This window comes from Streptomyces sp. NPDC050997, from assembly GCF_040660135.1.
In the GTDB taxonomy this organism is placed as follows: domain Bacteria; phylum Actinomycetota; class Actinomycetes; order Streptomycetales; family Streptomycetaceae; genus Streptomyces.
The window spans coordinates 474,072-494,377 of the sequence record NZ_JBFAGK010000004.1 but is presented as its reverse complement, the minus strand read 5'-3'; the positions used below and the strand labels follow the sequence as shown (position 1 = coordinate 494,377).

The 20,306-nt window shown below is 71.4% G+C and carries 16 protein-coding genes; 10 read left to right on the top strand and 6 right to left on the bottom strand.

What is annotated here, in order from left to right:
- The first annotated feature begins 24 nt into the window (after positions 1-24).
- The 3 genes from AB0H86_RS12225 to AB0H86_RS12215 are packed head-to-tail and all read left to right on the top strand — an operon-like array spanning position 25 to position 1,902.
- Complete coding sequence (locus AB0H86_RS12225; RefSeq protein ID WP_362436220.1) at positions 25-1,038, top strand: iron-containing redox enzyme family protein; 1,014 nt, start codon at positions 25-27, stop codon at positions 1,036-1,038.
- A 59-nt stretch (positions 1,039-1,097) separates the two neighbouring features.
- Complete coding sequence (locus tag AB0H86_RS12220; RefSeq protein WP_362436218.1) at positions 1,098-1,724, top strand: HemK2/MTQ2 family protein methyltransferase; 627 nt, start codon at positions 1,098-1,100, stop codon at positions 1,722-1,724.
- Entirely contained in the window at positions 1,705-1,902 is a 198-nt protein-coding gene (locus AB0H86_RS12215) for a CDGSH iron-sulfur domain-containing protein (protein WP_362436216.1), read from the top strand. The genes AB0H86_RS12220 and AB0H86_RS12215 overlap by 20 nt, the downstream gene beginning before the upstream one ends.
- A gap of 175 nt (positions 1,903-2,077) precedes the next feature.
- Here the strand turns inward: AB0H86_RS12215 and AB0H86_RS12210 are convergent, their stop codons facing one another.
- Positions 2,078-2,512 carry a protease inhibitor gene (locus AB0H86_RS12210; RefSeq protein WP_362436214.1) on the bottom strand — a complete coding sequence of 145 codons (435 nt, stop codon included), beginning with the start codon at positions 2,510-2,512 and terminating at the stop codon, positions 2,078-2,080.
- 326 nt (positions 2,513-2,838) lie between these two features.
- On the opposite strand from AB0H86_RS12210, the gene AB0H86_RS12205 reads away from it, so the two are divergent.
- The 4 genes from AB0H86_RS12205 to AB0H86_RS12190 all read left to right on the top strand — a co-directional run bounded on the left by AB0H86_RS12205 (position 2,839) and on the right by AB0H86_RS12190 (position 7,179).
- Complete coding sequence (locus AB0H86_RS12205) at positions 2,839-3,390, top strand: hypothetical protein (RefSeq protein ID WP_362436212.1); 552 nt, start codon at positions 2,839-2,841, stop codon at positions 3,388-3,390.
- Between the two features lie 220 nt (positions 3,391-3,610).
- Positions 3,611-5,203 (top strand): cytosine permease, encoded by a 1,593-nt coding sequence (locus AB0H86_RS12200; protein WP_362436478.1) that lies wholly within the window; start codon positions 3,611-3,613, stop codon positions 5,201-5,203.
- On the top strand, positions 5,200-5,892 hold the full coding sequence (locus tag AB0H86_RS12195) for an alpha/beta hydrolase (RefSeq protein ID WP_362436210.1): 693 nt from the start codon (positions 5,200-5,202) through the stop codon (positions 5,890-5,892). Before AB0H86_RS12200 ends, AB0H86_RS12195 begins: the two co-directional genes overlap by 4 nt.
- Before the next feature lie 126 nt (positions 5,893-6,018).
- The gene (locus AB0H86_RS12190) at positions 6,019-7,179 is read left to right on the top strand and encodes a lactate 2-monooxygenase (RefSeq protein WP_362436208.1); all 1,161 of its coding nucleotides are present in this window, start codon (positions 6,019-6,021) and stop codon (positions 7,177-7,179) included.
- A gap of 267 nt (positions 7,180-7,446) precedes the next feature.
- Here the strand turns inward: AB0H86_RS12190 and AB0H86_RS12185 are convergent, their stop codons facing one another.
- The 3 genes from AB0H86_RS12185 to AB0H86_RS12175 all read right to left on the bottom strand — a co-directional run bounded on the left by AB0H86_RS12185 (position 7,447) and on the right by AB0H86_RS12175 (position 10,208).
- A complete protein-coding gene (locus tag AB0H86_RS12185; protein ID WP_362436206.1) occupies positions 7,447-9,075 on the bottom strand; it encodes an RICIN domain-containing protein in 1,629 nt (542 codons plus the stop codon).
- A 503-nt stretch (positions 9,076-9,578) separates the two neighbouring features.
- Positions 9,579-9,959 (bottom strand): toxin Doc, encoded by a 381-nt coding sequence (locus tag AB0H86_RS12180; RefSeq protein WP_362436204.1) that lies wholly within the window; start codon positions 9,957-9,959, stop codon positions 9,579-9,581.
- A gap of 3 nt (positions 9,960-9,962) precedes the next feature.
- Complete coding sequence (locus AB0H86_RS12175) at positions 9,963-10,208, bottom strand: hypothetical protein (RefSeq protein ID WP_362436202.1); 246 nt, start codon at positions 10,206-10,208, stop codon at positions 9,963-9,965.
- 190 nt (positions 10,209-10,398) lie between these two features.
- Between AB0H86_RS12175 and AB0H86_RS12170 the strand changes: the two genes are divergently transcribed.
- Positions 10,399-11,121: a 2OG-Fe(II) oxygenase gene (locus AB0H86_RS12170; protein WP_362436200.1), complete on the top strand. Its 723-nt coding sequence runs from the start codon at positions 10,399-10,401 to the stop codon at positions 11,119-11,121.
- A gap of 59 nt (positions 11,122-11,180) precedes the next feature.
- Here the strand turns inward: AB0H86_RS12170 and AB0H86_RS12165 are convergent, their stop codons facing one another.
- Together AB0H86_RS12165 and AB0H86_RS12160 are read right to left on the bottom strand one after the other, a co-directional pair.
- Positions 11,181-13,424 carry a glycoside hydrolase family 9 protein gene (locus AB0H86_RS12165; RefSeq protein WP_362436198.1) on the bottom strand — a complete coding sequence of 748 codons (2,244 nt, stop codon included), beginning with the start codon at positions 13,422-13,424 and terminating at the stop codon, positions 11,181-11,183.
- 143 nt (positions 13,425-13,567) lie between these two features.
- On the bottom strand, positions 13,568-16,663 hold the full coding sequence (locus AB0H86_RS12160) for a glycoside hydrolase family 2 TIM barrel-domain containing protein (protein WP_362436196.1): 3,096 nt from the start codon (positions 16,661-16,663) through the stop codon (positions 13,568-13,570).
- Positions 16,664-16,929: 266 nt separating this feature from the next.
- On the opposite strand from AB0H86_RS12160, the gene AB0H86_RS12155 reads away from it, so the two are divergent.
- A complete protein-coding gene (locus AB0H86_RS12155) occupies positions 16,930-19,326 on the top strand; it encodes a SpoIIE family protein phosphatase (protein ID WP_362436194.1) in 2,397 nt (798 codons plus the stop codon).
- A 194-nt stretch (positions 19,327-19,520) separates the two neighbouring features.
- The gene (locus tag AB0H86_RS12150) at positions 19,521-20,210 is read left to right on the top strand and encodes a DUF4232 domain-containing protein (RefSeq protein WP_362436192.1); all 690 of its coding nucleotides are present in this window, start codon (positions 19,521-19,523) and stop codon (positions 20,208-20,210) included.
- Positions 20,211-20,306 lie beyond the last annotated feature (96 nt).

The window sequence follows — 20,306 nt, the reverse complement described above, 5'->3', positions numbered from 1 at the left end:
CGACCCGCGGGGTACCCGGCGCGCATGCCACACCAGAGCCAGGAGCCGCTTCTGCCGCCCGCGCGAGGGCCGGTCTCGGCAGCCGTCGCGGAGTATCTGCGGGGCTCCGGACCGCTGCCGCGCCCCGAGGACATCGCGGACGCGGCCGTCTACGGCGACGACCTCCAGCTGGCCCTGTACCTATGCTACGAGCTGCACTACCGCGGCTTCGCGGGCGTGGCCCCCGAGTGCGAGTGGGACCCGGACCTGCTGCGCACCCGGGCCGCGCTGGAACACCGTTTCCTGTCCGCGCTGCGTGCGGACACCCCCGTCCACGACAGCGTCCAGGACGCGCTCGCGGGGATCCTGGTCGAGCCCGTCGACGGCACGGGCGTCTCCCACCATCTGCGCGACCGGGGCGAACTGTGGCAGCTGCGCGAATACGCCGCCCAGCGCTCCCTCTACCACCTCAAGGAGGCGGACCCGCACGCCTGGGTGCTGCCGAGGCTGTGGGGCCGGGCCAAGGCGGGGATGGCGGCGGTGGAGTTCGACGAGTACGGCGGGGGCCGCGCCGACCGCGTACACGCCCGCCTGTTCGCCGACCTGATGGCGGACCTGGGCCTGGACACGACGTACGGCCGCTACCTGGACGCGGCCTCGGCCGAACTGCTGGCCACGGTGAACCTGATGTCGCTGTTCGGCCTGCACCGCGCCCTCCGGGGCGCCCTGGTGGGCCACTTCGCGGCGGTCGAGATCACCTCCTCCCCCGGTTCCCGCCGAATGGCCGAGGCGATGCGGCGCACGGGGGCCGGGGCCGCCGCCGAGTTCTTCTACGACGAGCACGTGGAGGCCGACGCGGTCCACGAGCAGGTCGTACGCCATGAGGTCATCGGTGGTCTGCTCGACGAGGAGCCGCACCTCGCGCCGGACGTCGCCTTCGGCATCGATGCCACCGGACATGTCGAGGACCGTTTCGCCGCCCGTCTGCTGGCCGACTGGGACGCGGGCCGGTCGTCCTTGCGCACGCCTCTGGCTTCCGAAATATCAGGTATCTCCTGAATGCCAGGGGGTACTCGGGGCGGGTGAATCCACTGGTGCTTCCACTGGTCCTCCCTGGTGTGTACATCCCTCAGGAGGACACCGCTCTGCTCGCCGGGGCCCTGTCCGAAGAACCGCTCGCGCCGGGCGCGGACGTGCTCGACGTGGGCACCGGGAGCGGGGCACTGGCCATCGAGGCCGCCCGCCGCGGCGCCCGGGTGACCGCGGTGGACGTGTCCTGGCGCGCGGTGTGCACCGCACGCCTGAACGCCCGGGTGGCGGGGGTATCGGTCCGAATCCGGCGCGGGAACCTCTTCGCCCCGGTACGGGGCCGGTCCTTCGACCTCATCCTCACCAACCCGCCGTACGTGCCCTCCCCGGCGGGCCTCAGGCCTCGCGGCCGGGCCCGGGCCTGGGACGCGGGGCACGACGGGCGGGTCGTCCTGGACCGGATCTGCCGGGAGGCGCCCACGCTGCTCAGGCCCGGCGGGGTCATGTTGATGGTGCACTCAGGGCTCAGCGACCCCGGCCGCACGCTCGATCACCTGCGCAGCGCCGGGCTGAAGGCCTCCGTGACCCGACGGAGCCGGATCTCGTTCGGTCCGGTGCTGCGGGGGCGGGAGAACTGGCTGCGGGGGCGCGGGCTGTTGTCCCCCGCCGACGAGCAGGAAGAGCTGGTGGTCGTCCGTGCCGAACTCCCCGTCTGACCCGCCCCGCAGGATCTCGATGCGGCGCCGGGGGCCGCTGCTCGTCGACGGTCCGGTGGAAGTGGAGCTGGAGGACGGCACCACGGTGTCCTCCGACCGGTTCCGCGTGGCCCTGTGCACCTGCCACCGCAGCCGCCGCTACCCCTGGTGCGACACCAGCCACCGCGACCGGGCCTGAATCCGTACCGGGCCTGAATCGCGACCGGGCCTGAATCCGGAAACGGGGGTCGGCGGACGGCCCCACTCCGTCCGCCGACCCCGGTTGCGGGATCACGGGTCTTCGCACCGGGGGCCGGCACTCCCCAACTGCGGGCCCCTCGGGAGGATCACGAGGACCGCGCGATCCCGGTCTTTCAGAACGTGAAGACGCTGCTGCCGTAAGCGCTCTTCACGCACTCGTTGGGGAAGGTGCGTTCGTAGGAGACGCGCTGTCCCCGCCAGACACCTTGGACCGTGACGACCACCGGGTCGTACTGCTTGGTGCACTGGACGCCGCTTCTGGCCGTCAGGGCGTCGAAGTCCCCGCCGACGGTGCGGAGTTCGGCGCAGGCCGGCGCCGCGGCCGGGTGGGTCCCGGAGGCCGTCGGAGCGCAGGTCAGAGTGACCGCGCGTTCCGGAGTGGCGAGGGTTGCGCTGTCGCCGTGGCCCACGGTGAGCACCAGGGCCGTGGGGGCGTAGAGCCCGGTCGGGGCGGTGGGCGGGGCGGCGAGCGCGGTCCCGGTGAGGGGGCCGCAGACGGCGGTGGCCGTCAGGCCGATGGTCGCTGCCCAGCGCGCGGTGTTCCGCATTGTGTGCATCCTTCCGCTCGATTCGAGGGTGTACCGCCGACCGACTCGATCGGTGCCGGAGGCGGCGAGCGCGAGTCTGCCGAGTCCGCAGCCGAAACTCACATCGGACCCACAGGTTTCAGTAACCTTGCGTATTGAATCAGTGGCGTGAAGTAACAGAATTCGAACGCCGCACCCCCCAAGGTGAGCGGTTCTTGATCGTCCGATCGGACCCGTTGGCCGGATTCACCCTGCTCGGCAATAGGCCTGAAACATTCCGCTTCAGCCCTGAGCACACCCCTCCGCGACCCCTTGTGTTCATGTTCGGTCGGAGTAATCCTGATTACATGATTACTACAGAGCAACGAGAGAAGCTGCGCGGCTGGTTCGCCGGCCGCCTCCCCGACGACCTGTTCGAGGAACTGGTCGAGGTGACGGTGGACCGGGAGGAGATCACCGTGATCGGCCGGATCGCCGAGCCCCGGCTGGCCGACGACGCCTCTGACGCCGAGCGGGAGGCCGCCGTACAGGGTCGTGTCCAGGAGTTCCGGGAGCGGACCCGGGACGCCCGGATCGCGGTGGCACGGGACGCCGAGCACCGGTTCGGCCGGAAGGTCTCCTGGGGCGTGGTGTGCGGCACCGAACGCGCCCTGTTCACCCATATCGCGGCGCCCGTGATGACCCGGCTGCGCCAGCCGGAACGCCAGGTCCTGGACACCCTCATCGCGGGCGGTGTCGCCCGCAGCCGCAGTGACGCGCTCGCCTGGTGCGTACGCCTCGTCCAGAGCCACACCGACGACTGGCTGGCCGAGCTGCGGGAGTCCCTCGAACACGTCCAGCGGGTGCGCGCACAGGGACCCGACGCCGAGCCGGAGGACACGCCGGAAGACGAGAAATGATGGAGGTTTCACCCACTGACGGCTCGACAGATGGATGAATCGTCCCCTGGTGCGGATCTTGCGCGGAGCGTTACGGTCGCCAGACCCCCCATGAGGACGGCATCCGTTCGCGGCGGCACACCCCGGCGACCGCGACGGGCCGTCCGCCCCGCCGCGCCACCCCGCGCTCCGCATCCGCCCCCTCGCTGGAGCCCCCGTGTCCCCGAAGCCCGAGCAAGCCGTGCAGCCCGAGCAGACCGCCCCCTCCCCCGCGCCGTCCCTCACCGAGGTCGAGACCCACGGCGTGGAGCGCATCCCGGACAGGGACCGCACGGCCAGTCCGCTCGACCTGTTCCGGCTCGCCTTCGGCGGCGCGAACACCTTCTCCACCTCTGTCCTCGGCGCCTTCCCCATCCTGTTCGGCCTCTCCTTCTGGCAGGGCCTGGCGGCCACCCTCCTCGGAGTCCTCACGGGTGCGCTGATCCTGTGCCCGATGGCGGTGTTCGGCCCGGTCAACGGCACCAACAACGCCGTCTCGTCGTCCGCGCACCTCGGCGTGCACGGCCGCGTGATCGGCTCGTTCCTGTCGCTCCTGACGGCCGTCGCGTTCTTCTCCATCTCGGTCTGGAGCTCCGGCGACGCCCTCGTCGGCGGAGCGCATCGGCTCTTCGGCCTGGAGCGCGGCAATCTGTCGTACGCCGTCGCCTACGCGCTGTTCGCCGGGCTGGTCCTCGCGGTGTGCGTGTACGGCTTCCGGTTCATGCTGTTCGTCAACAAGGTCGCGGTGACCTCGGCGACCCTGCTGTTCCTGCTCGGCGCGATCGCCTTCGCGGGCGACTTCGACCCCTCGTACGCGGGTGTCTTCACGGATTCGGCGGACGCGGCCACCGAGGCGCTGTTCTGGCCCTCGTTCATCGGCGCGGCCCTGATCGTGCTGTCGAACCCGGTGTCGTTCGGGGCGTTCCTCGGCGACTGGTCGCGCTACATCCCGGCGAACACCCCGCGCCGCCGGGTGATCGCGGCCGCCTTCCTGTCGCAGCTCGCGACGCTGCTGCCGTTCGTCTTCGGCCTGGCGACCGCGAGCATCATCGCCCAGCAGGCGCCCGAGTACGTCGATCCGGCCGCCCCCGACTTCGTGGGCGGGCTGCTCGCGATCTCGCCGGGATGGTTCTTCCTGCCGGTGTGCCTGCTGGCGCTGATCGGCGGCATGTCGACGGGCACCACCTCGCTGTACGGGACGGGGCTCGACTTCTCCTCGGTGTTCCCGCGGCTGTCCCGGGTGCGGGCGACGCTGCTGGTCGGCGTCCTGTCGATCGCGTTCATCTTCGTCGGACGGTTCGGGTTCGACCTGGTGCGGTCCATCTCGACCTTCGCCACGGTGATCATCACCTGCACCACGCCCTGGATGGTCGTGATGATGCTGGGCTTCTACACCCGGCGCGGCTGGTACGACCCGGAGGCACTGCAGGTCTTCAACCGCCGTCAGAGTGGCGGCCGTTACTGGTTCACGCACGGCTGGAACTGGCGGGGCATGACCGCCTGGTGGGTCTCGGCGGTCGTCGGCGTGCTCTTCACCGACATCCCGGGGCAGTTCGTCGGCCCGCTCGGTGATCTCGCCAACGGCGTCGACATCAGTCTGCCGTTGTCGCTGGTGGTCGCCGCGGTGCTGTTCCTGTCGCTGCTGTGGCTGTTCCCCGAGCCGCGGGCGGTGTACGGGCCCGAGGGCGCGCGACTGGCGCGGACCGTCGACGTACCGGTGCCGCCGATCACCGGGCCGGGCGCACCGGGAGCGGAGGCGTCGTTGTCAGACCCCTCCGCTACCTTCGGGGCATGACCAACTTCGTACTCGTGGCAGGTGCGTGGCTCGGCGCGTGGGTGTGGGACGAGACGGCGGCCGGGCTGCGCGAGGCAGGGCACGACGTCCATCCCCTCACCCTGTCCGGCCTCGCCGAGAAGCGGGGCATGCCCGCCGGACAGCGGACCCATGTCCAGGACATCGTCGACGAGGTCGAGCGCCTCGACCTGCGGGACGTCGTCCTGGTCGGCCACAGTTACGCCGGCGTTCCGGTCGGCCAGGCCGCCGAGCGGCTGGACGACCGGCTGACCCGGATGGTACTCGTCGACGCGAACGTCCCGGTCGACGGCGAGTCGGCCCTGTCCGGCTGGTCAAGCGACCAGGTGCGGGAGGCGATCGAGGCCCACGGGTTCTGGCCGCCTCTCACCGCGCCCGACTTCGCGGGCCAGGGGCTGACGGACGAGCAGATCTCCCGGATCGTCGACGGCTCCACTCCCCACCCCGGCGCCACGGTCACCGAACCGGCCGTTCTCACCCGCCCCCTCGGCGATCTGCCGGGCACCTACGTCAAGTGCCTGCTCGACGGGGACGAGCCGATGCCCGCCGTCGCCGAGTTGCTCAAGAGCGAACACTGGGAGCGGGTCGACATGGACACCGGTCACTGGCCGATGTTCTCGCAGCCCGCCGAACTGGCCCGGATCCTGGACGAGTCGGTCCGCAGACCCTGACCGTCGCGGGTCCGCTCACCGGCGCTCCCAGGGAGCGGACCCGCACGTACTCGCCGGTATGGTCGGCGCACGGCGCGGACTCGACGACGAGCGGCGAGCGGCGCGGCGGCGAAGGGCGGGATGTACGTGGCCAAGCACTGGGCGGACTTCCAGTACGAGATCTATCTCAACGGGATGTCGGGTGCCGTTCCGCGCCTGCCCACCGATCTGACCCGGCTGGAAGAGCTGACCGAGCGGCGGCTCGGCCCCGGACCGGTCGGCTATGTGGCGGGCAACGCCGGCGACGGCAGCACCGCCCGCGCCAACCGGGCCGCGCTGGAGCGCCGCCGGATCGTGCCGCGCATGCTGCGGGACGTACACGAACGCGATCTGTCCGTCGAGATCCTCGGCCGCGCCCTGCCCGCCCCGCTGGCCCTGGCGCCGGTCGGAGTGCTGTCGATCATGCATCCGGAGGCGGAGTCGGCCGCCGCCCGGGCCGCCGCCGCGCAGGGCGTGCCGTACATCCTGTCGTCGGCGTCGAGCACGCCGATGGAGCAGGTCGCGGAGGCGATGGGGGACGCCGAACGCTGGTTCCAGCTGTACTGGCCGAAGGATCCCGAGGTTGCCCGCAGTTTCCTCGACCGGGCGAAGGCGGCCGGGTTCACCGCGCTGGTGGTCACGCTCGACACGCCGTTGCTGTCCTGGCGCCCGCGCGACCTCGACCAGGCCTATCTGCCGTTCCTGCACGGCGTCGGCACCGCCAACTACTTCTCGGACCCCGCGTTCCAGGCGGGCCTGGCCAAGCCGGTGCACGAGGATGTGAACGCGGCCGTCCTGCATTTCGTCGGTATGTTCTCGGACCCGGCCAAGACCTGGCCGGACCTGGCGTTCCTCAGGGAGCACTGGGACGGACCGATCGTCCTCAAGGGGATCCTGCACCCGGACGACGCCCGGCTCGCCGCCGACGCCGGAATGGACGGCGTGGTCGTGTCCAACCACGGGGGCCGCCAGGTCGCGGGTTCGGTCGCGGCGGCCGACGCGCTGCAGCGGGTCGCGGAAGCGGTCGGCGACCGGCTGACCGTCCTGTTCGACAGCGGCATCCGCACCGGCGACGACATCTTCAAGGCGCTGGCGCTCGGCGCGCGGGCGGTGCTCGTCGGACGGCCGTACGTCTACGGGCTCGGCCTCGACGGGCAGGCGGGCGTGGAACACGTGATCCGCTGCCTGCTCGCCGAGTTCGACCTCACCCTCGCCCTGTCGGGCCACGCAGGCCCGGCCACCGTGGGCCCCGCCGACCTCGTGACCTAGCAGGACGACGGTCCTGGTCCCGCCTTCTCCTGCATAGTGCCGTGGCGGGCAATGTTCGCCCCGTCGCGACGCCTGGCACGCTCCCCCACTGCCTTAAGGGCGTGGGAGGTGCCCCCACTCGCCGCACCGAGCGAAAGCCCAAGTACGTCCAGTACGAGGGCTTCCGCCCGGCACGCCGAGAGCACGCTCCCCCACTCTCGGCTGCGCTCGAGCGGGGGGACCCCCACGACGCCGCTCCTTCACGGGCAAACATTGCCCGCCACGGCACTAGTTCCCGTCCGACAGCTCAGCGAGCCGCGCCGTCGGCTTCTCCGTCCCGGTGATGGACAGGGAACCCGGGGTGGCCGTCGACGTCGGGTCGGTCAGCCAGCGCTGGTCGGCGGCGCCGCCGCGGACCTTGACCACGATGTCGGCGCCCACGTCGTCGTTGCTGAAGGTGATGGCGAGCTGCTCCTCCCAGCGGGGCAGCAACTCCCCCCGCACGGTGAGGTCGTAGCGCACGTCGTCGGCCCGCTTCGCCTTCGCGTCGGCGCAGCCGCCGAGGATCACCACACCGGCGTCCACGTGCGAGTCCAGACACAGGTCGGGGTCGGCCACGCTGCGCAGCAGCCCGTCGTTCTCGTACGACCACTGCTGGGTCGGCGCGGTGGAGCACGCCGCCAGTTCGGTCCCGGCCCCGTCCTTCGGCTTGCCCTCGATGTCGAGGCACAGGTCGGCGTCGGCGTTGCGCAGCCTGGTCCGCCCCGGGGCCTTGGGGAGTTGGGCGGTGCCGGAGGATGCCGTCGGCGGGGACTGGGAGCCGGATTCCGGCCCGCCGAGGCCGCCGTTCGCGCTGGTGGAGGCGGCAGGGTCGACACCGTCGTCCGTCGACCAGAGGCCGGCCACCAGCACCGTCGCCAGCAACCCGCCGGAGGCGAGGCCCACACCCGTGAGCAGTGTCCGCGAGGAGCGCAGACCGCCCGGGATCCGGCGGTGCAGCGCGGGTGCGCCCGCGGCGCCGGGCAGGAGACGGCGGCGTCCGCGACCGTGCCGGGCGGCGCCGTGCGTCGTCTCCACGGACCGACGGCGGCCCGGGCGGGTGTCGAGGTAGCTGCGGGCACCCCAGCCGATCACCGACTCGGCGAGCAGGACCCCCAACCCGCCCTCGAAATGACTCAGTTGTTCGGCGGCGTTACGGCAGTATCGGCACTCCCCCAGATGGTGCTGGACATCCGGCAGCAGTGCTCCGCCCCGTCGAATCGGAACGTCGAGGAGGCGGTTGTAGAAGCGGCAATCCTTGGACGACGCGAGTTCCCGATGGGCATGTACACATCCTTGGCGGAATTTTTCACGCGCCTGTTCGAGTGCCGCCGACGCGGTCTCGGTGTCCATGCCCAACAGAGCGGCGGGGACGGTTATGGGCTCCGCCTCCACCTCCACGTGCCAGAGCACACAGCGGGAGAGTGCGGGAAGAGCATGAAATGACCGTTCGGCGAGCTTGCGGTTTTCCGGCGTCATGGACTTCGCCGTACGCATCCCGCGGGCGCCCGCGGGTTTCCCGAGGTTCGGCAGAACACCGGATATCCGGTCCTCGGCGGCCCACTGCCGGACTGTGTCCCGCACGGCCAGCAGCAGCCGGGGGCGTAACGCCATGGCCGTTTCGCCGAGGGCCACCCGGTCGAGGACCTGGTGGAAGGCGGCGGCGGTGGCCATGGAGGCACTGTCCGCCGAAGCGGCCAGGCAGATCACCGCGTACTCGTGGGCCGACTGCCAGTGCCGGGCCATCAGCAGCGCCACGGTGGGGCTGCTGTCCCGGTCCGGGCGGTTTCTGAGTGTCGCGCCGAGTCTGTCGTCGGATTCTTCCGAAGGCCCGCCGAGCGGAGGGTAGGGAGGACGAGGGGGGTGGGGGGTGAACACGGAGCGGATTCCTTCCCACGCGCATAGGGAACACAGAAGTTCTGGTCGCCGAAAGGAGCCAGGGGAGTGCGGCACCTTTCGGGCTCGGGCGCGGGGAGCGCGAATTCACCAACGTCCATCCACCCCGGTTCCCCACGGGACGAATGCCGGCCGGCCTCTACCCCCACGCCGGTGGTTCACCCTTGCACAACTCACTCATGACCAACAAGGCACTCGGGCAACCTGCACACCATTGAAAGAAAGTCAGAAACGGCGGCGGGTCCGTGACAACTCGTCTGCCCCGTACCGGATTTGGGCATTGCATGCGCCCCGTGTGAAACAGTCGCACGCGCGGGAGCGCCACGCACTCTCCCGGCGCGGGGGCCCGCGTAGTGCACTGGAAGCGGCCTTCCTCAAAGGCCCCGCGCGGGACGGCGGCTCTCCGCGCGACGACGGCCGCCGACCCCGATCCTCCCGCCCTCGGTCGGCGGCCCCGAGGGCGGGGCGGCAGCTCGCGGTGAACGTCAGATCTGCCAGGAGCGCAGCCGGTCGGCGGCGCCGTACACATCCGTCTTGCCGGAGATCAGGTCGCGGGCGAGGTCGACGAGAGCGCCGTAGGGCGGGTCGATGCCTACGTCGCTGACGAACATGTACGCCACGGCCGTCGCGCAGGCGAAGCGGGCGTTGGCCGACGGCAGCGGCTTGAGCAGGGCGAGGGTGTGCAGCAGGGCCGCGGCCCGCCAGGCCGGGTCGGAGTCCACGCCGAGGCGCGGCGGGTCCACGCGGTGCCGGGCGACGGCGGCCACCAGAGCGGAGAAGTCGTTGACGGTGGGCTGATCGGGCAGGACCTCTTCATGCCGCTGGAGCAACCAGGGCACGTCGATGTGGAGGACTGGAGCAGCCATCGGTCAGGCGACCCGCCCCTCGCTCCGGGGGTGTGGTTCGTCCTCGGGGAAGGCGGCCGCGAACTCGTCGGCGTGCGAGGCGAAGAACCGGCGGAAGGCCTCGGCGCCCTCCTGCAGGGCCCGGTGCCGGGCGATGTCGGCCGCGGCGGCCTCGCGCACGAGTGCCTTCATCGACGTACCGCGTTCCTTGGCGATCTGCCGCAGGTCCTCCAGCTCGCGGTCGCTGAATTCCACGTTCAGAGCAGGCATGGCTCCACGGTACCTCGCGGGTACTCACCCGTAAATACCGCCAGGTCAAGACGGGGTGCGGGCGGTACCGGAGGGTCGAGAACTCCCTGTCCGATTCCCGCCGGACCAGGGCCGGCGCGGGCCGCAGACTCGGGAGGGAGAACACCGACGGAGTATCACCCGCACAGGACGAGGAGAAGGGGCGGACCTCATGACCCTCACCACCGACGGGGCCGTGCGGCGGGCCGACGGGACCGACTGGGCCGCGCTCGCCGAGGACCTGGACACGCACGGCTGCGCCACCACGGCACGGCTGCTGACGCCCGCCGAGTGCCGCGACCTGGCGGCGCTGTACGAGAAGCCGGAGCTGTTTAGGACGACGGTCGACATGGCGCGGCATCGCTTCGGCTCCGGGGAGTACCGCTATTTCACGCACGATCTGCCCGAACCGGTCGCCGCGCTGCGCGAGTGCCTCTATCCGCGGCTGCTGCCGATCGCCCGGGACTGGGCTGCCCGGCTCGGCCGTCCGGCTCCCTGGCCGGACTCGCTCGGCGAATGGCTGGAGCGCTGCCACGCCGCCGGGCAGAACAGGTCGGCGCAGATCCTGCTGCGGTACGGCGAGGGCGACTGGAACGCACTGCACCGTGACGTGTTCGGGGAGCTGCTGTTCCCGCTCCAGGTGGTCATCGGCCTCGACGCGTACGGCACCGACTACACGGGCGGCGAGTTCCTGATGGTGGAGCAGCGTCCCCGCGCGCAGTCCCGCGGCACCGCCACCGCGCTGCGCCAGGGCCACGGGCTGGTCTTCACCACCCGGGACCACCCGGTGCGTACCCGGCGCGGGTGGTCGGCCGGAGGGATGCGGCACGGCGTGAGCGTCGTGCGCTCCGGCAGCCGGCACGCTCTCGGGATCGTCTTCCACGACGCGTCCTGAGGGGGTGGCCGGCCACGCGCCCCGGTCACCATGAGCGGCCGGGGCGCGTGGGAGAGCCGTCAGCCCTGATCGGCGACGAAGGACGCCATCCGGGTCAGGGCGGAGTTCCAGTTGATGGTGTGCTCGTTGGTCGACCAGGACTGGATGTCGTCGATGTAGCAGAACTGGCCGACGCAGCCCTGGAGTTTGCTCTGTGCGTAGGGGTCCTGGATGGACGAGTTCGGGCCGCCCGCAAGGGTCCCGACGGGCGGGGCCGGCAGGCCGGGGTCGAGCTGATGGGCGTACCAACGGCTGTGCTGGTTGTGGGAGTTGACCTCGCCGTAGCCGGTCACGTACGACATGTTCAGCGCGTTGCGGCCGAAGACGTAGTCCATGCTCTGGACGGCCCCGTCACGGTACTTCGAGGCGCCGCCGATGTCGTACGCGGTGGCGATGACGACGGCGTTGTGCAGGATCTGGTGGTTGGAGCCCCAGTCGTACTGGTTGTCGGCGGGGGCGTAGGGCATGCCGTACGGCTGTGACTTCAAGGTGGTGAGGTAGCGGTCGGCGCCCTTGATCACCGACTGGCGCACCTTGTCCCGGCCGGGCAGGGCGCTCGGTACGGTCGCGAGGTCGAGGCGGGCCGCCGCGGCGGTGCGGGCCCAGTCGTAGCCCAGGGAGCCGAAGATGTCGGCCGTGTGGACCGGCGAGGCGAGCACGTGGTCGGCGAACGCCTTCTCCCCCGTGGTCAGATACAGCTCGGCGGCCGCCCAGTAGAACTCGTCGGTGGCGTCGGAGTCCGAGTAACTGCCGCCGCCGATGCCGTCGTTCGGGTCGGCGTACATCTCGGGGTGGGCGAGCGCGGCCGTCCAGGCCTTGCGGGCGGCGGCGAGTGCCCGCGCGGCGAACTCCCGGTCGTAGGGCCGGTACAGGCGTGCCGCCTGCGCGGCGGTCGCCGCGAGGTTCAGCGTGGCCTGGGTGCTCGGCGGGTGCAGTTCGCGCTTCTGCGGGTCGTCGCTGGGCAGCAGCGGCAGGCCGGTCCACTGTTCGTCGTGCATCTTGTGGTGGGCCATGCCCGCCAGCGGCTGCCCGTCCGGAACCTGCATGCTCAGCAGGAAGTCCAGTTCCCAGCGGACCTCGTCGAGGATGTCCGGGACCTTGTTGCCGCTCTCCGGGATGGCGAGCGAGCCGTCGCCCAGCTTGGCCGGCTGTCCGGTGCGGGCCGTCAGGGAACGCTCGTAGGTGCTCAGCAGCTCCCACACGGAGATGCCGCCGTTGACGACGTACTTGCCGTGGTCGCCGGCGTCGTACCAGCCGCCGGTTGTGTCGAGCGTGTAGTCGCACACGCCCGGTTGGCACGGCACGTTCGAGTCGCCCTGGTTGGGCGCGGCGTCGACGTGGCCGGCGGGGCGGGCGTAGCCCGGGCGCAGGTCGTCGCGGATCGCGATGCCGCTGCGCTGCGTGTAGTAGTACTTCGCGGCGTCCAGGCGCAGCTTCTCGTAGGCGCCCGTGCCAATGTCGAAGGGCCGGCCGGCCTCGCCGTCGGCGACCAGGGTGAAGCCGGTGCCCCGCTTCTTGTAGGCGCCGAAGTCGATGGAGTGGACGTTCTGCCCGGAGGAGGCGTCCGTGCCGCGCGGGACGGTCCAGCCGTTGGCCACGACCGCGCCGGCGGAGTTCTTCAGTTGCCAGGGCAGCTTCGTGGTGGCGTCGGTGACGAGGGTCGCGTTCTTGGGCCCCGAGGGCAGATAGGCGACCTGGTTGACCCGCACCCGGGGCCCGGTGTCGGGCTCGTACACCTCGGGCGGCACCCCGCCCAGCAGGGACACGTCGTCCACGCAGAAGCGGAACGGGTCCGCGCTGCCGCCGAGTTGGAGACCGACCTGGCCCTGTGTGGTGTCGACGGGCGCGGTGAACGTGTAGGAGTACGAGTTCCCCGACACGCTCAGCTCCGGGCTCACCTCGAAGTAGGTGTCGTACGGCGCCACCGACAGGCCGACGATCGCGCGCACGACGTGTTTGTCGGGCGAACTCTTCGCGGTGAAGGAGAACCGGTACGACTCCCCCTTGACCAGGGTGATGTCGTTCTGGCCGACGGCGGCGTCCCAGCGGTTGGCGGTGCCGCCCGGCACGTCCGCGCAGAGCTGCCCCTCGGACAGGCCCGCGGTGACGTTGCCGGTGGCCCACCAGGGCGCGGTGGTCGTGTCGAAGCCGCCGTTCCTGACCTGTTCGACCTCGTCGGCGGCGGCACCGGGGGCGGGGAGCCCCACCAGTGCCGCCCCCAGCAGGGCCGTCAGGGACAGCAGGGTGGTTCTGCGTCGTTTCACGTCTGGGCTCCTCGGGGGAGGTGCGGGTGACGCTCGCATGGGAGCGCTCCCAGATGCGGACGCAGCCATGCTTGTTGGAAGCAAGACACTCCGTCAACGGTCCGGACGGGACTGACCCGGTCCGGACCGTGTGCGCAGTCGTTTCAGCCCGCCGGGACCTCCAGCTTGCTGATGCGTACCGCACCTCGGGCCTCGCCGGGGTGGGCGCTGTCCAGCGTAAGCCGCAGTCGGGATCCGCGCGCGGCGTCGAAGGTGATGACCGTCGGCGCGTCCGAGGCGGTGGCCCATCGGACGACCGTGCCCGTCACCGGCACGTACGCATCGCCGTCCCCCACCTCGACCCTGACCGCGGCGGGCAGGCTGTGGGTCGCGCTCAGCGTGAACGAGACCTCCGCCCGGTCGAAGGTCCTGGTGCGCCCGAAGTCCACCGAGACCCAGTCCTCGGCCCTGGCCCCGGTGAACGCGGGCAGCAGGGGCGTGGCCGCCTTGCCGAAGGCGTTGGACCAGCCGGTGGCCGCGTCGCCGTCGAGCATCGCGGCGGGCAGCGTGTCGGGGCGGCCGGAGTAACTGGCGTCCGCGTAGGGGTGGTTCACCGGCGCCGGATGGTCGGGCTCGAACCTGGCCGCCGGGGTGGTGGCGGACGACCGGGCGGGCGTGGTGCGCACGGTCACGGAGCCCGACCGCAGGCCCTCCACCCGGGCGGTCACCTTCAGCGGTCCCGGTCGCGCGGAGGACCGTACGATCGCCAGCGCCTTGCCGTGGAAGGCGGTCCGGGTACTGGCCTGGTAGCGCTCGGCACTCTCCTCCCGGCCGTTGTCGAGTCCGGCGAGCGAACCGCCCGTCACGTCGAAGGAGAGCAGGTGCTCGGCGTCGGGCACGACCACCCCGCGGGCGTCGACGATGTCGGCGGTGACGAAGACCAGCGCACGGCCGTCGGCGGCCAGGGACCGGCGGTCGGCGGTGAGGCGTACGGCGTGCGGTCTTCCCGCGGTGCGCAGCACGTCGGTGGCGACCACATGGCCGTTCCTGCGGGCGACCGCCTTCAACTCGCCCGGCCGGTACGGCACTTTCCAGCCGAGGTGGAGCTTGCCCGCGCTGCCGTTCGGGCTGGTGTAGCTGCCCGGGTAGGGGCCGTCGGTGAAGGTCTTGTCGTCGCCGGTCGCCTCGGTGGTCTCCAGGTAGGCGCGGCCGTCGGCGGTCTTCTTGGTGTCGAAGGTCCGGGTGCCGAGTGACGTGCCGTTGAGGAACAGTTCGACGGTGCCGACGTTGGCGTACGCCCATACGTCGACGGTGTCGCCCTCCTCGTGGTTCCAAGTCATCGGCAGCAGGTGGACCATGGGCTCGGCGACCCACTGGCTGCGGAACAGGTGGTACATGTCCTTCGGGAAGCCGGCCGTGTCGACGGCGCCGAAGAAGGACCCCTTCACCGGGAAGACGTCGTACGGCGTCGGCTCCCCGATGTAGTCGATGCCCGACCACAGGAACTGCCCCGCGAACCACTTCCGGTCCCGGTCCTTCTTGAGGCCGTACTCGCCGCTCATGGTCCAGGAGGCGAGGTTGTTGTCGTACGACGACGTGGCCCGCTTGCCGGGGGTGTGGTTCTCGCCGGTGTTGAGGTGCTCGGGCTCCTGGTAGGCGCCGCGTGTCGCGGTCTCGGAGGACGACTCCGACTCGAAGAGGAACAGGTGCGGATAGCGGGCGTGCAGGGCGTCCACCGACTTGGCGGTGTTGTAGTTGAGGCCGAGGCCGTCCAGCTTGGCCAGGATCAGGTCGGCCGGGGAACCCTCGGCGGGCACGCTGCGGTGGCGGTGGGATCCGATCACGACGGGACGGGTGTCGTCGAGCGCCTTGATGCCGGCGATGAGGCGGTCCGCGATGGTGAGGCCGGCCGTGGAGGTGAACTCCGGGATCTCGTTGCCGATCGACCACATCAGCACGGCGGGCGAGTTGCGGGCCGCCAGCACCATCTCGGCGATGTCCCGGTCGGACCACTCGTCGAAGAACCGGCCGTAGTCGTACCGCGTCTTGGCGCCGCGCCAGCAGTCGAACGCCTCCACCAGCATCACGATGCCCAGTTCCTCGCAGACCTCGATCATCTCCGGGGAGGGCGGGTTGTGTGAGGTGCGGAAGGCGTTGACGCCCATCGACCGCATGATGGTCATCTGCCGTCGGATCGCGTCCTTGCTGACCGCGGCGCCGAGCGCGCCCAGGTCGTGGTGCAGGTCGACGCCCTTGAGCTTGTGGTACGTGCCGTTGAGGTGGAACCCATCGTCCGGGTCGAAGCTGAAGGTACGGAAGCCGAAGGGGGTGCGGTAGGTGTCGACGGTCTTGCCGCCGACGCGCAGTTCGGTCTCCAGGGTGTAGCGGCGGGGCGTTTCGAAGTCCCACAACAGCGGTCGCCCGACGGTGAGTTCATGGGTCTCGGCGGCCTGCCCGGCGACGTCGACCGTGCTCGCGGTGCGGGCCACCGTGCGGCCGCGCGGGTCCTTGATCCGGGACCGGATCTCGACCGGGCCCGCGGTGCCGGACTCGTTCAGCACGGAGGTCCGCACCTCGACCGTGGCGCGTTCCGCGGTGATCTCGGGCGTGCTGACGCGGGTGCCCCAGCGGGCCACGTGGACCGGTTCGGTGACGACCAGGCGGGCCTCGCGGTAGATGCCGCTGCCCGAGTACCAGCGGCTGCTGGGGAGCCGGTTCTGCACCTTGACCGCGATCACGTTCTCCGTGCTGCCGTCGGTGTGCAGCAGGTCGGTGAGGTCGAAGGCGAAACCGGTGTAGCCGTAGGGGTGCCGGCCTACCTCGGTGCCGTTGCAGTGGACGTACGAGTCCATGTGGACGCCGTCGAACTCCACCGAGATCCGCTTGCCGGCCAGGGCGGGCGGCAGGGTGAAGGCGAGGCGGTACCAGCCGAGCCCGCCGGGGAGGAACCCGGTGCCGCTCGTGGTGCCGTTCCGCGTGGTCGGCGCCAGCTCGATGCTCCAGTCGTGCGGCACCGCGACCTCGCGCCATCCGGAGTCGTCGTAGCCGGGCGCGGCGGCGTCGGTGTACTCACCCGTCGTGTCGGTGAGCCCGCCCGGGTCGACCAGCGCGAAGCGCCAGCCGTCGCGCAGGGCGACCGTACTGCGGCCGGACGCGCCCGCGGCGGCCTCGGCGGCGCGTGCCACCGGGGTGCCCAGCAGTGCTCCGGCGGCCGGTGCGGCCGCGGAGGCGAATAAGACCGATCGGCGAGTGACCTGCATGACGGCTCTCCCTCATCAGGGCCCAGAAGTACTCACAACTGATCGTGAACAAACAGATTCTGGCGGCCGACCACTCAGGCCCGTCAAGGGTGCGGAAACGGCCTTCTGCCCCAGGGGACACAACGGCCGGATTTCCCTCTTGACCCAGGTCCGGTCACCGGACCGCCCGCACCGGGGCTCCCGTCCGCGGGAGAACGCGACGCACTACCCTGGAGCCCAAGTGAAAGCACCTGTTCACTGTGAGTGTGCGCGATGGAGTGGCACCGATGAGACCTGGGTACCCGTACGACGACGCCGCCACCGCGCGGGCGGTCATCGACGACACGGGCACGCTCGTCGAGTGGAACGACGGGGCGCGCAGGCTCCTGGGCCATACGGCCGCCGAGGTCGTGGGCCGCCCCGCCGCCGAACTCCTGGCCGACTCATCCGCGCCGCACATGCCGGACGGGTCTCGCGGAGACGGCGTACTCACGCTGCGTCACCGCGACGGCTCGACGGTGACCGTATGGCTGCTCGCCCACCACCGGGGCACCGACGGCACCACACCGGGACAATGGCTCGTGGTCACGCCGCTGCGGAGCGACGGATCGCTCCCGCACGACGATGACCCCCTGGAGCAGGCCCAGCTCCTCCAGTCCCCCTGCGCGGTCGCGATCTACGACGAGCGGCTGCGGCTGCGCCGGATGAACCCCGCCATGGCCGAGGTGCTCGGGCTGCCCGAGGAGCGGGTGCGAGGGCTCAGGGTGACCGAGATGAGCGGCCGGGCCCACAACTCGGACATCGAGCGGCATCTGCACCAGGTGCTCACCACCGGCCGGGGCCACGACGTCCGCACGTACCTGCCGATCGGCGACGACGGCCATATGAACGCCTGGCTGGCCCGGATGGCCCCGATCACCGACGACACCGGCCGGGTACGGGGCGTGTGCGTCGCCGCCCACGACTTCACCGAGCAGCACCGCGCCCAGGAACGGCTGCGGCTGGTGAACGAGGCGAGCGTCCGCGTCGGCACCACCCTCGACGTCACCCAGACGGCCCAGGAACTCGCGGACGTCTGCGTCCCCGCCCTCGGCGACTTCGTCAGCATCGATCTGCTGGACCCTCCGGAGGGAGGCGGCGAGTCGTTCACCGACCGGCTGACCGCACCGATCAGTCTGCGCCGGGCGGCCCATCAGTCGGTCAACCCGGACAGCCCGGAGGCGGTGGCCAAGCCGGGCCAGGTGGAGGTCTACCCCGCCTCGTCCCCGCAGGCCGACTCCATGGTCGTGGGGCACAGCATCGTGGCGTCGATGGACACCGGCGACCTCGCCGACTGGCTCTCCTGGGACAAGGTACGGCTGGACCGGATAAAGCAGTACGGCATCCACTCCACGATGTCGGTACCGATCCAGGCGCGCGGCCAGACCCTCGGGGTGGCCGTCCTCACCCGCTTTCGGCGCGCGGACAGGTTCACGCCGGACGACGTGCTGCTCGCCGAGGAGATCACCGCCCGGGCGGCGGTCTGCATCGACAACGCCCGCCGCTACTCCCGCGAGCGGGAGACCGCCCTCACCCTCCAGCGCAGTCTGCTGCCCCGGTCACTGCCGCGCACGGCCGCCGTGGAGGCGGCCTCCCGCTATCTCCCGGCGGCCCGGGCGGGGGTGGGCGGCGACTGGTTCGACGTGATCCCGCTGTCCGGGATGCGGGTCGCGATGGTCGTCGGGGACGTCATCGGCCACGGCATCCAGGCATCGGCGACGATGGGCCGGCTGCGTACCGCCGTGCGCACCCTCGCCGACATCGACCTGGCACCCGACGAGCTGCTCACCCACCTGGACGACCTGGTGGTACGGCTGTCCGCGGAGGCGGGCAGCAGCGACAGCCCCGGCGAGGTGGGCGCCACCTGCCTGTACGCGGTGTACGACCCGGTGTCCCGGCGCTGCACGCTCGCCCGGGCCGGGCATCCGGCGCCGGTCATGCTCCCGCCGGGCGGCGCACCCCAGGAGATCGACCTGCCCCCGGGGCCACCGCTGGGGCTGGGCGGGCTGCCGTTCGAGTGCACGGAGGTCGAACTGCCCGAGGGCACCGTGCTGTCCCTCTACACCGACGGCCTGATCGAGACCCGGGAGCGGGACGTGGACGCCAGCCACGCGCTGCTCTGCGAGGCACTGGCGACCGGCTCCGGCTCCGGCTCCGGCTCGCTGGACGAGACCTGCGACCGCGTACTGCAGCAGCTGCTCCCGCCGGGCGGCGCCCTCGACGACGTGGCCCTGCTGCTGGCGCGCACTCTGGGGCTGCCCGCCTCCCAGGTCGCCACCTGGGACATCCCGGCCGACCCGGCGCTGGTCTCGCCGATCCGCAAGCAGGTCGTCACCCAGCTCGACCTGTGGGACCAGAGCGACGCGGCGTTCACCGTCGAGCTGGTGGTCAGTGAGCTGGTCACCAACGCCATCCGGTACGGCGCCCACCCGATCCGGCTGCGGTTGATCCATGACGCGAGCACGCTGATCTGCGAGGTGTCCGACACCAACCACACGGCCCCGCATCTGCGCCGGGCCAAGACGTGGGACGAGGGGGGCCGCGGTCTGCTGCTGGTCGCCCAGCTCACCCAGCGCTGGGGCAGCCGGCACACGGCGGACGGCAAGACGATCTGGGCGGAGATCTCTCTCGTCGACGAGGAGTGAGGACGGCGCCGCCTCGGCGACCGACCGCGTCCTGAGGCCGTAGGCGTCGGAAGCTGACACGATTCGTTGTGGGCGACGCGCGAACTTTTTGGCGCCCGTCCGCATCGGACCTCTGTGACGGGGCACAGCGCACCGTACACACGTGGGTCACCGACGTCCCCGTGTGCGAGGCATCTCCGGGAGTGTGGACAGACATGGCGAAGACGTCCCACGGCACTGGGCGGGCGGCCAGGCTCGCGGGCGCGGTCGCGGTGCTCGGCCTGCTGACCGCGTGCGGCAGCGGCGACGACACGGCGGGCGCTGAGCGGACGGTGTCCGGCGGCGCCACGACCGCCACGGCCACCCCCTCCGACACCGGCCCCACCGACACCGGCCCCTCCGCGAGGACCGCGACACCGGGCACCGATTCCGGTGACTCCACCGCACCTGCCGCCACCGGGACCGCCGACACCCCGGCCACGGCCCGCGCTCGCTGCCACACCTCCGAGCTGCGCGCGTCCGTCGGCCGCGAGAACCCGGGCGCCGGGCAGGAGAACTTCCCGATCGTCCTGACCAACGCGTCCAGCCGTACCTGCACCGTGCGCGGCTACCCGGGGGCCGCCTTCCTCGACGCGTCCGGCAAGCAGCTCGGGCCGGACCCGAAGCGGTCCTCCGGTACGCCCGAGACGGTGACGCTGACTCCGGGCAAGAGCGCGTGGGCGGGGCTTTCGTTCGCCAACCCCGAGGTCAGCGGGGCGCGCGCGGCCACTCCGGCGACGCTCGTGGTCACCCCGCCGGACGAACGGGACCCGTTGAAGGTGACGTGGCGGGCCGGAGAGGTCCCCGTGTCCGGAAACGAGTCGTCGGTGCGTCTGATCCCGTTCAGTCCCGGCACCGGAGCGTGACCGGCGGCTCCCGGGGGCAGGCGTTCCCTCCCGGCGGTCACCGCTGGAAGGGTTCGGTACGGCTGCCCGCGGGCGGAGTGGTCACGGTGATCCGGG

Coding starts and splice junctions, on each gene's coding strand:
- AB0H86_RS12160 (WP_362436196.1), bottom strand. CDS start 16,663: ATGCAGGTCACTCGCCGATCGGTCTTATTCGCCTCCGCGGCCGCACCG.
- AB0H86_RS12180 (WP_362436204.1), bottom strand. CDS start 9,959: ATGGCTGCTCCAGTCCTCCACATCGACGTGCCCTGGTTGCTCCAGCGG.
- AB0H86_RS12150 (WP_362436192.1), top strand. CDS start 19,521: ATGGCGAAGACGTCCCACGGCACTGGGCGGGCGGCCAGGCTCGCGGGC.
- AB0H86_RS12205 (WP_362436212.1), top strand. CDS start 2,839: ATGATTACTACAGAGCAACGAGAGAAGCTGCGCGGCTGGTTCGCCGGC.
- AB0H86_RS12155 (WP_362436194.1), top strand. CDS start 16,930: ATGAGACCTGGGTACCCGTACGACGACGCCGCCACCGCGCGGGCGGTC.
- AB0H86_RS12225 (WP_362436220.1), top strand. CDS start 25: ATGCCACACCAGAGCCAGGAGCCGCTTCTGCCGCCCGCGCGAGGGCCG.
- AB0H86_RS12195 (WP_362436210.1), top strand. CDS start 5,200: ATGACCAACTTCGTACTCGTGGCAGGTGCGTGGCTCGGCGCGTGGGTG.
- AB0H86_RS12170 (WP_362436200.1), top strand. CDS start 10,399: ATGACCCTCACCACCGACGGGGCCGTGCGGCGGGCCGACGGGACCGAC.
- AB0H86_RS12210 (WP_362436214.1), bottom strand. CDS start 2,512: ATGCGGAACACCGCGCGCTGGGCAGCGACCATCGGCCTGACGGCCACC.
- AB0H86_RS12175 (WP_362436202.1), bottom strand. CDS start 10,208: ATGCCTGCTCTGAACGTGGAATTCAGCGACCGCGAGCTGGAGGACCTG.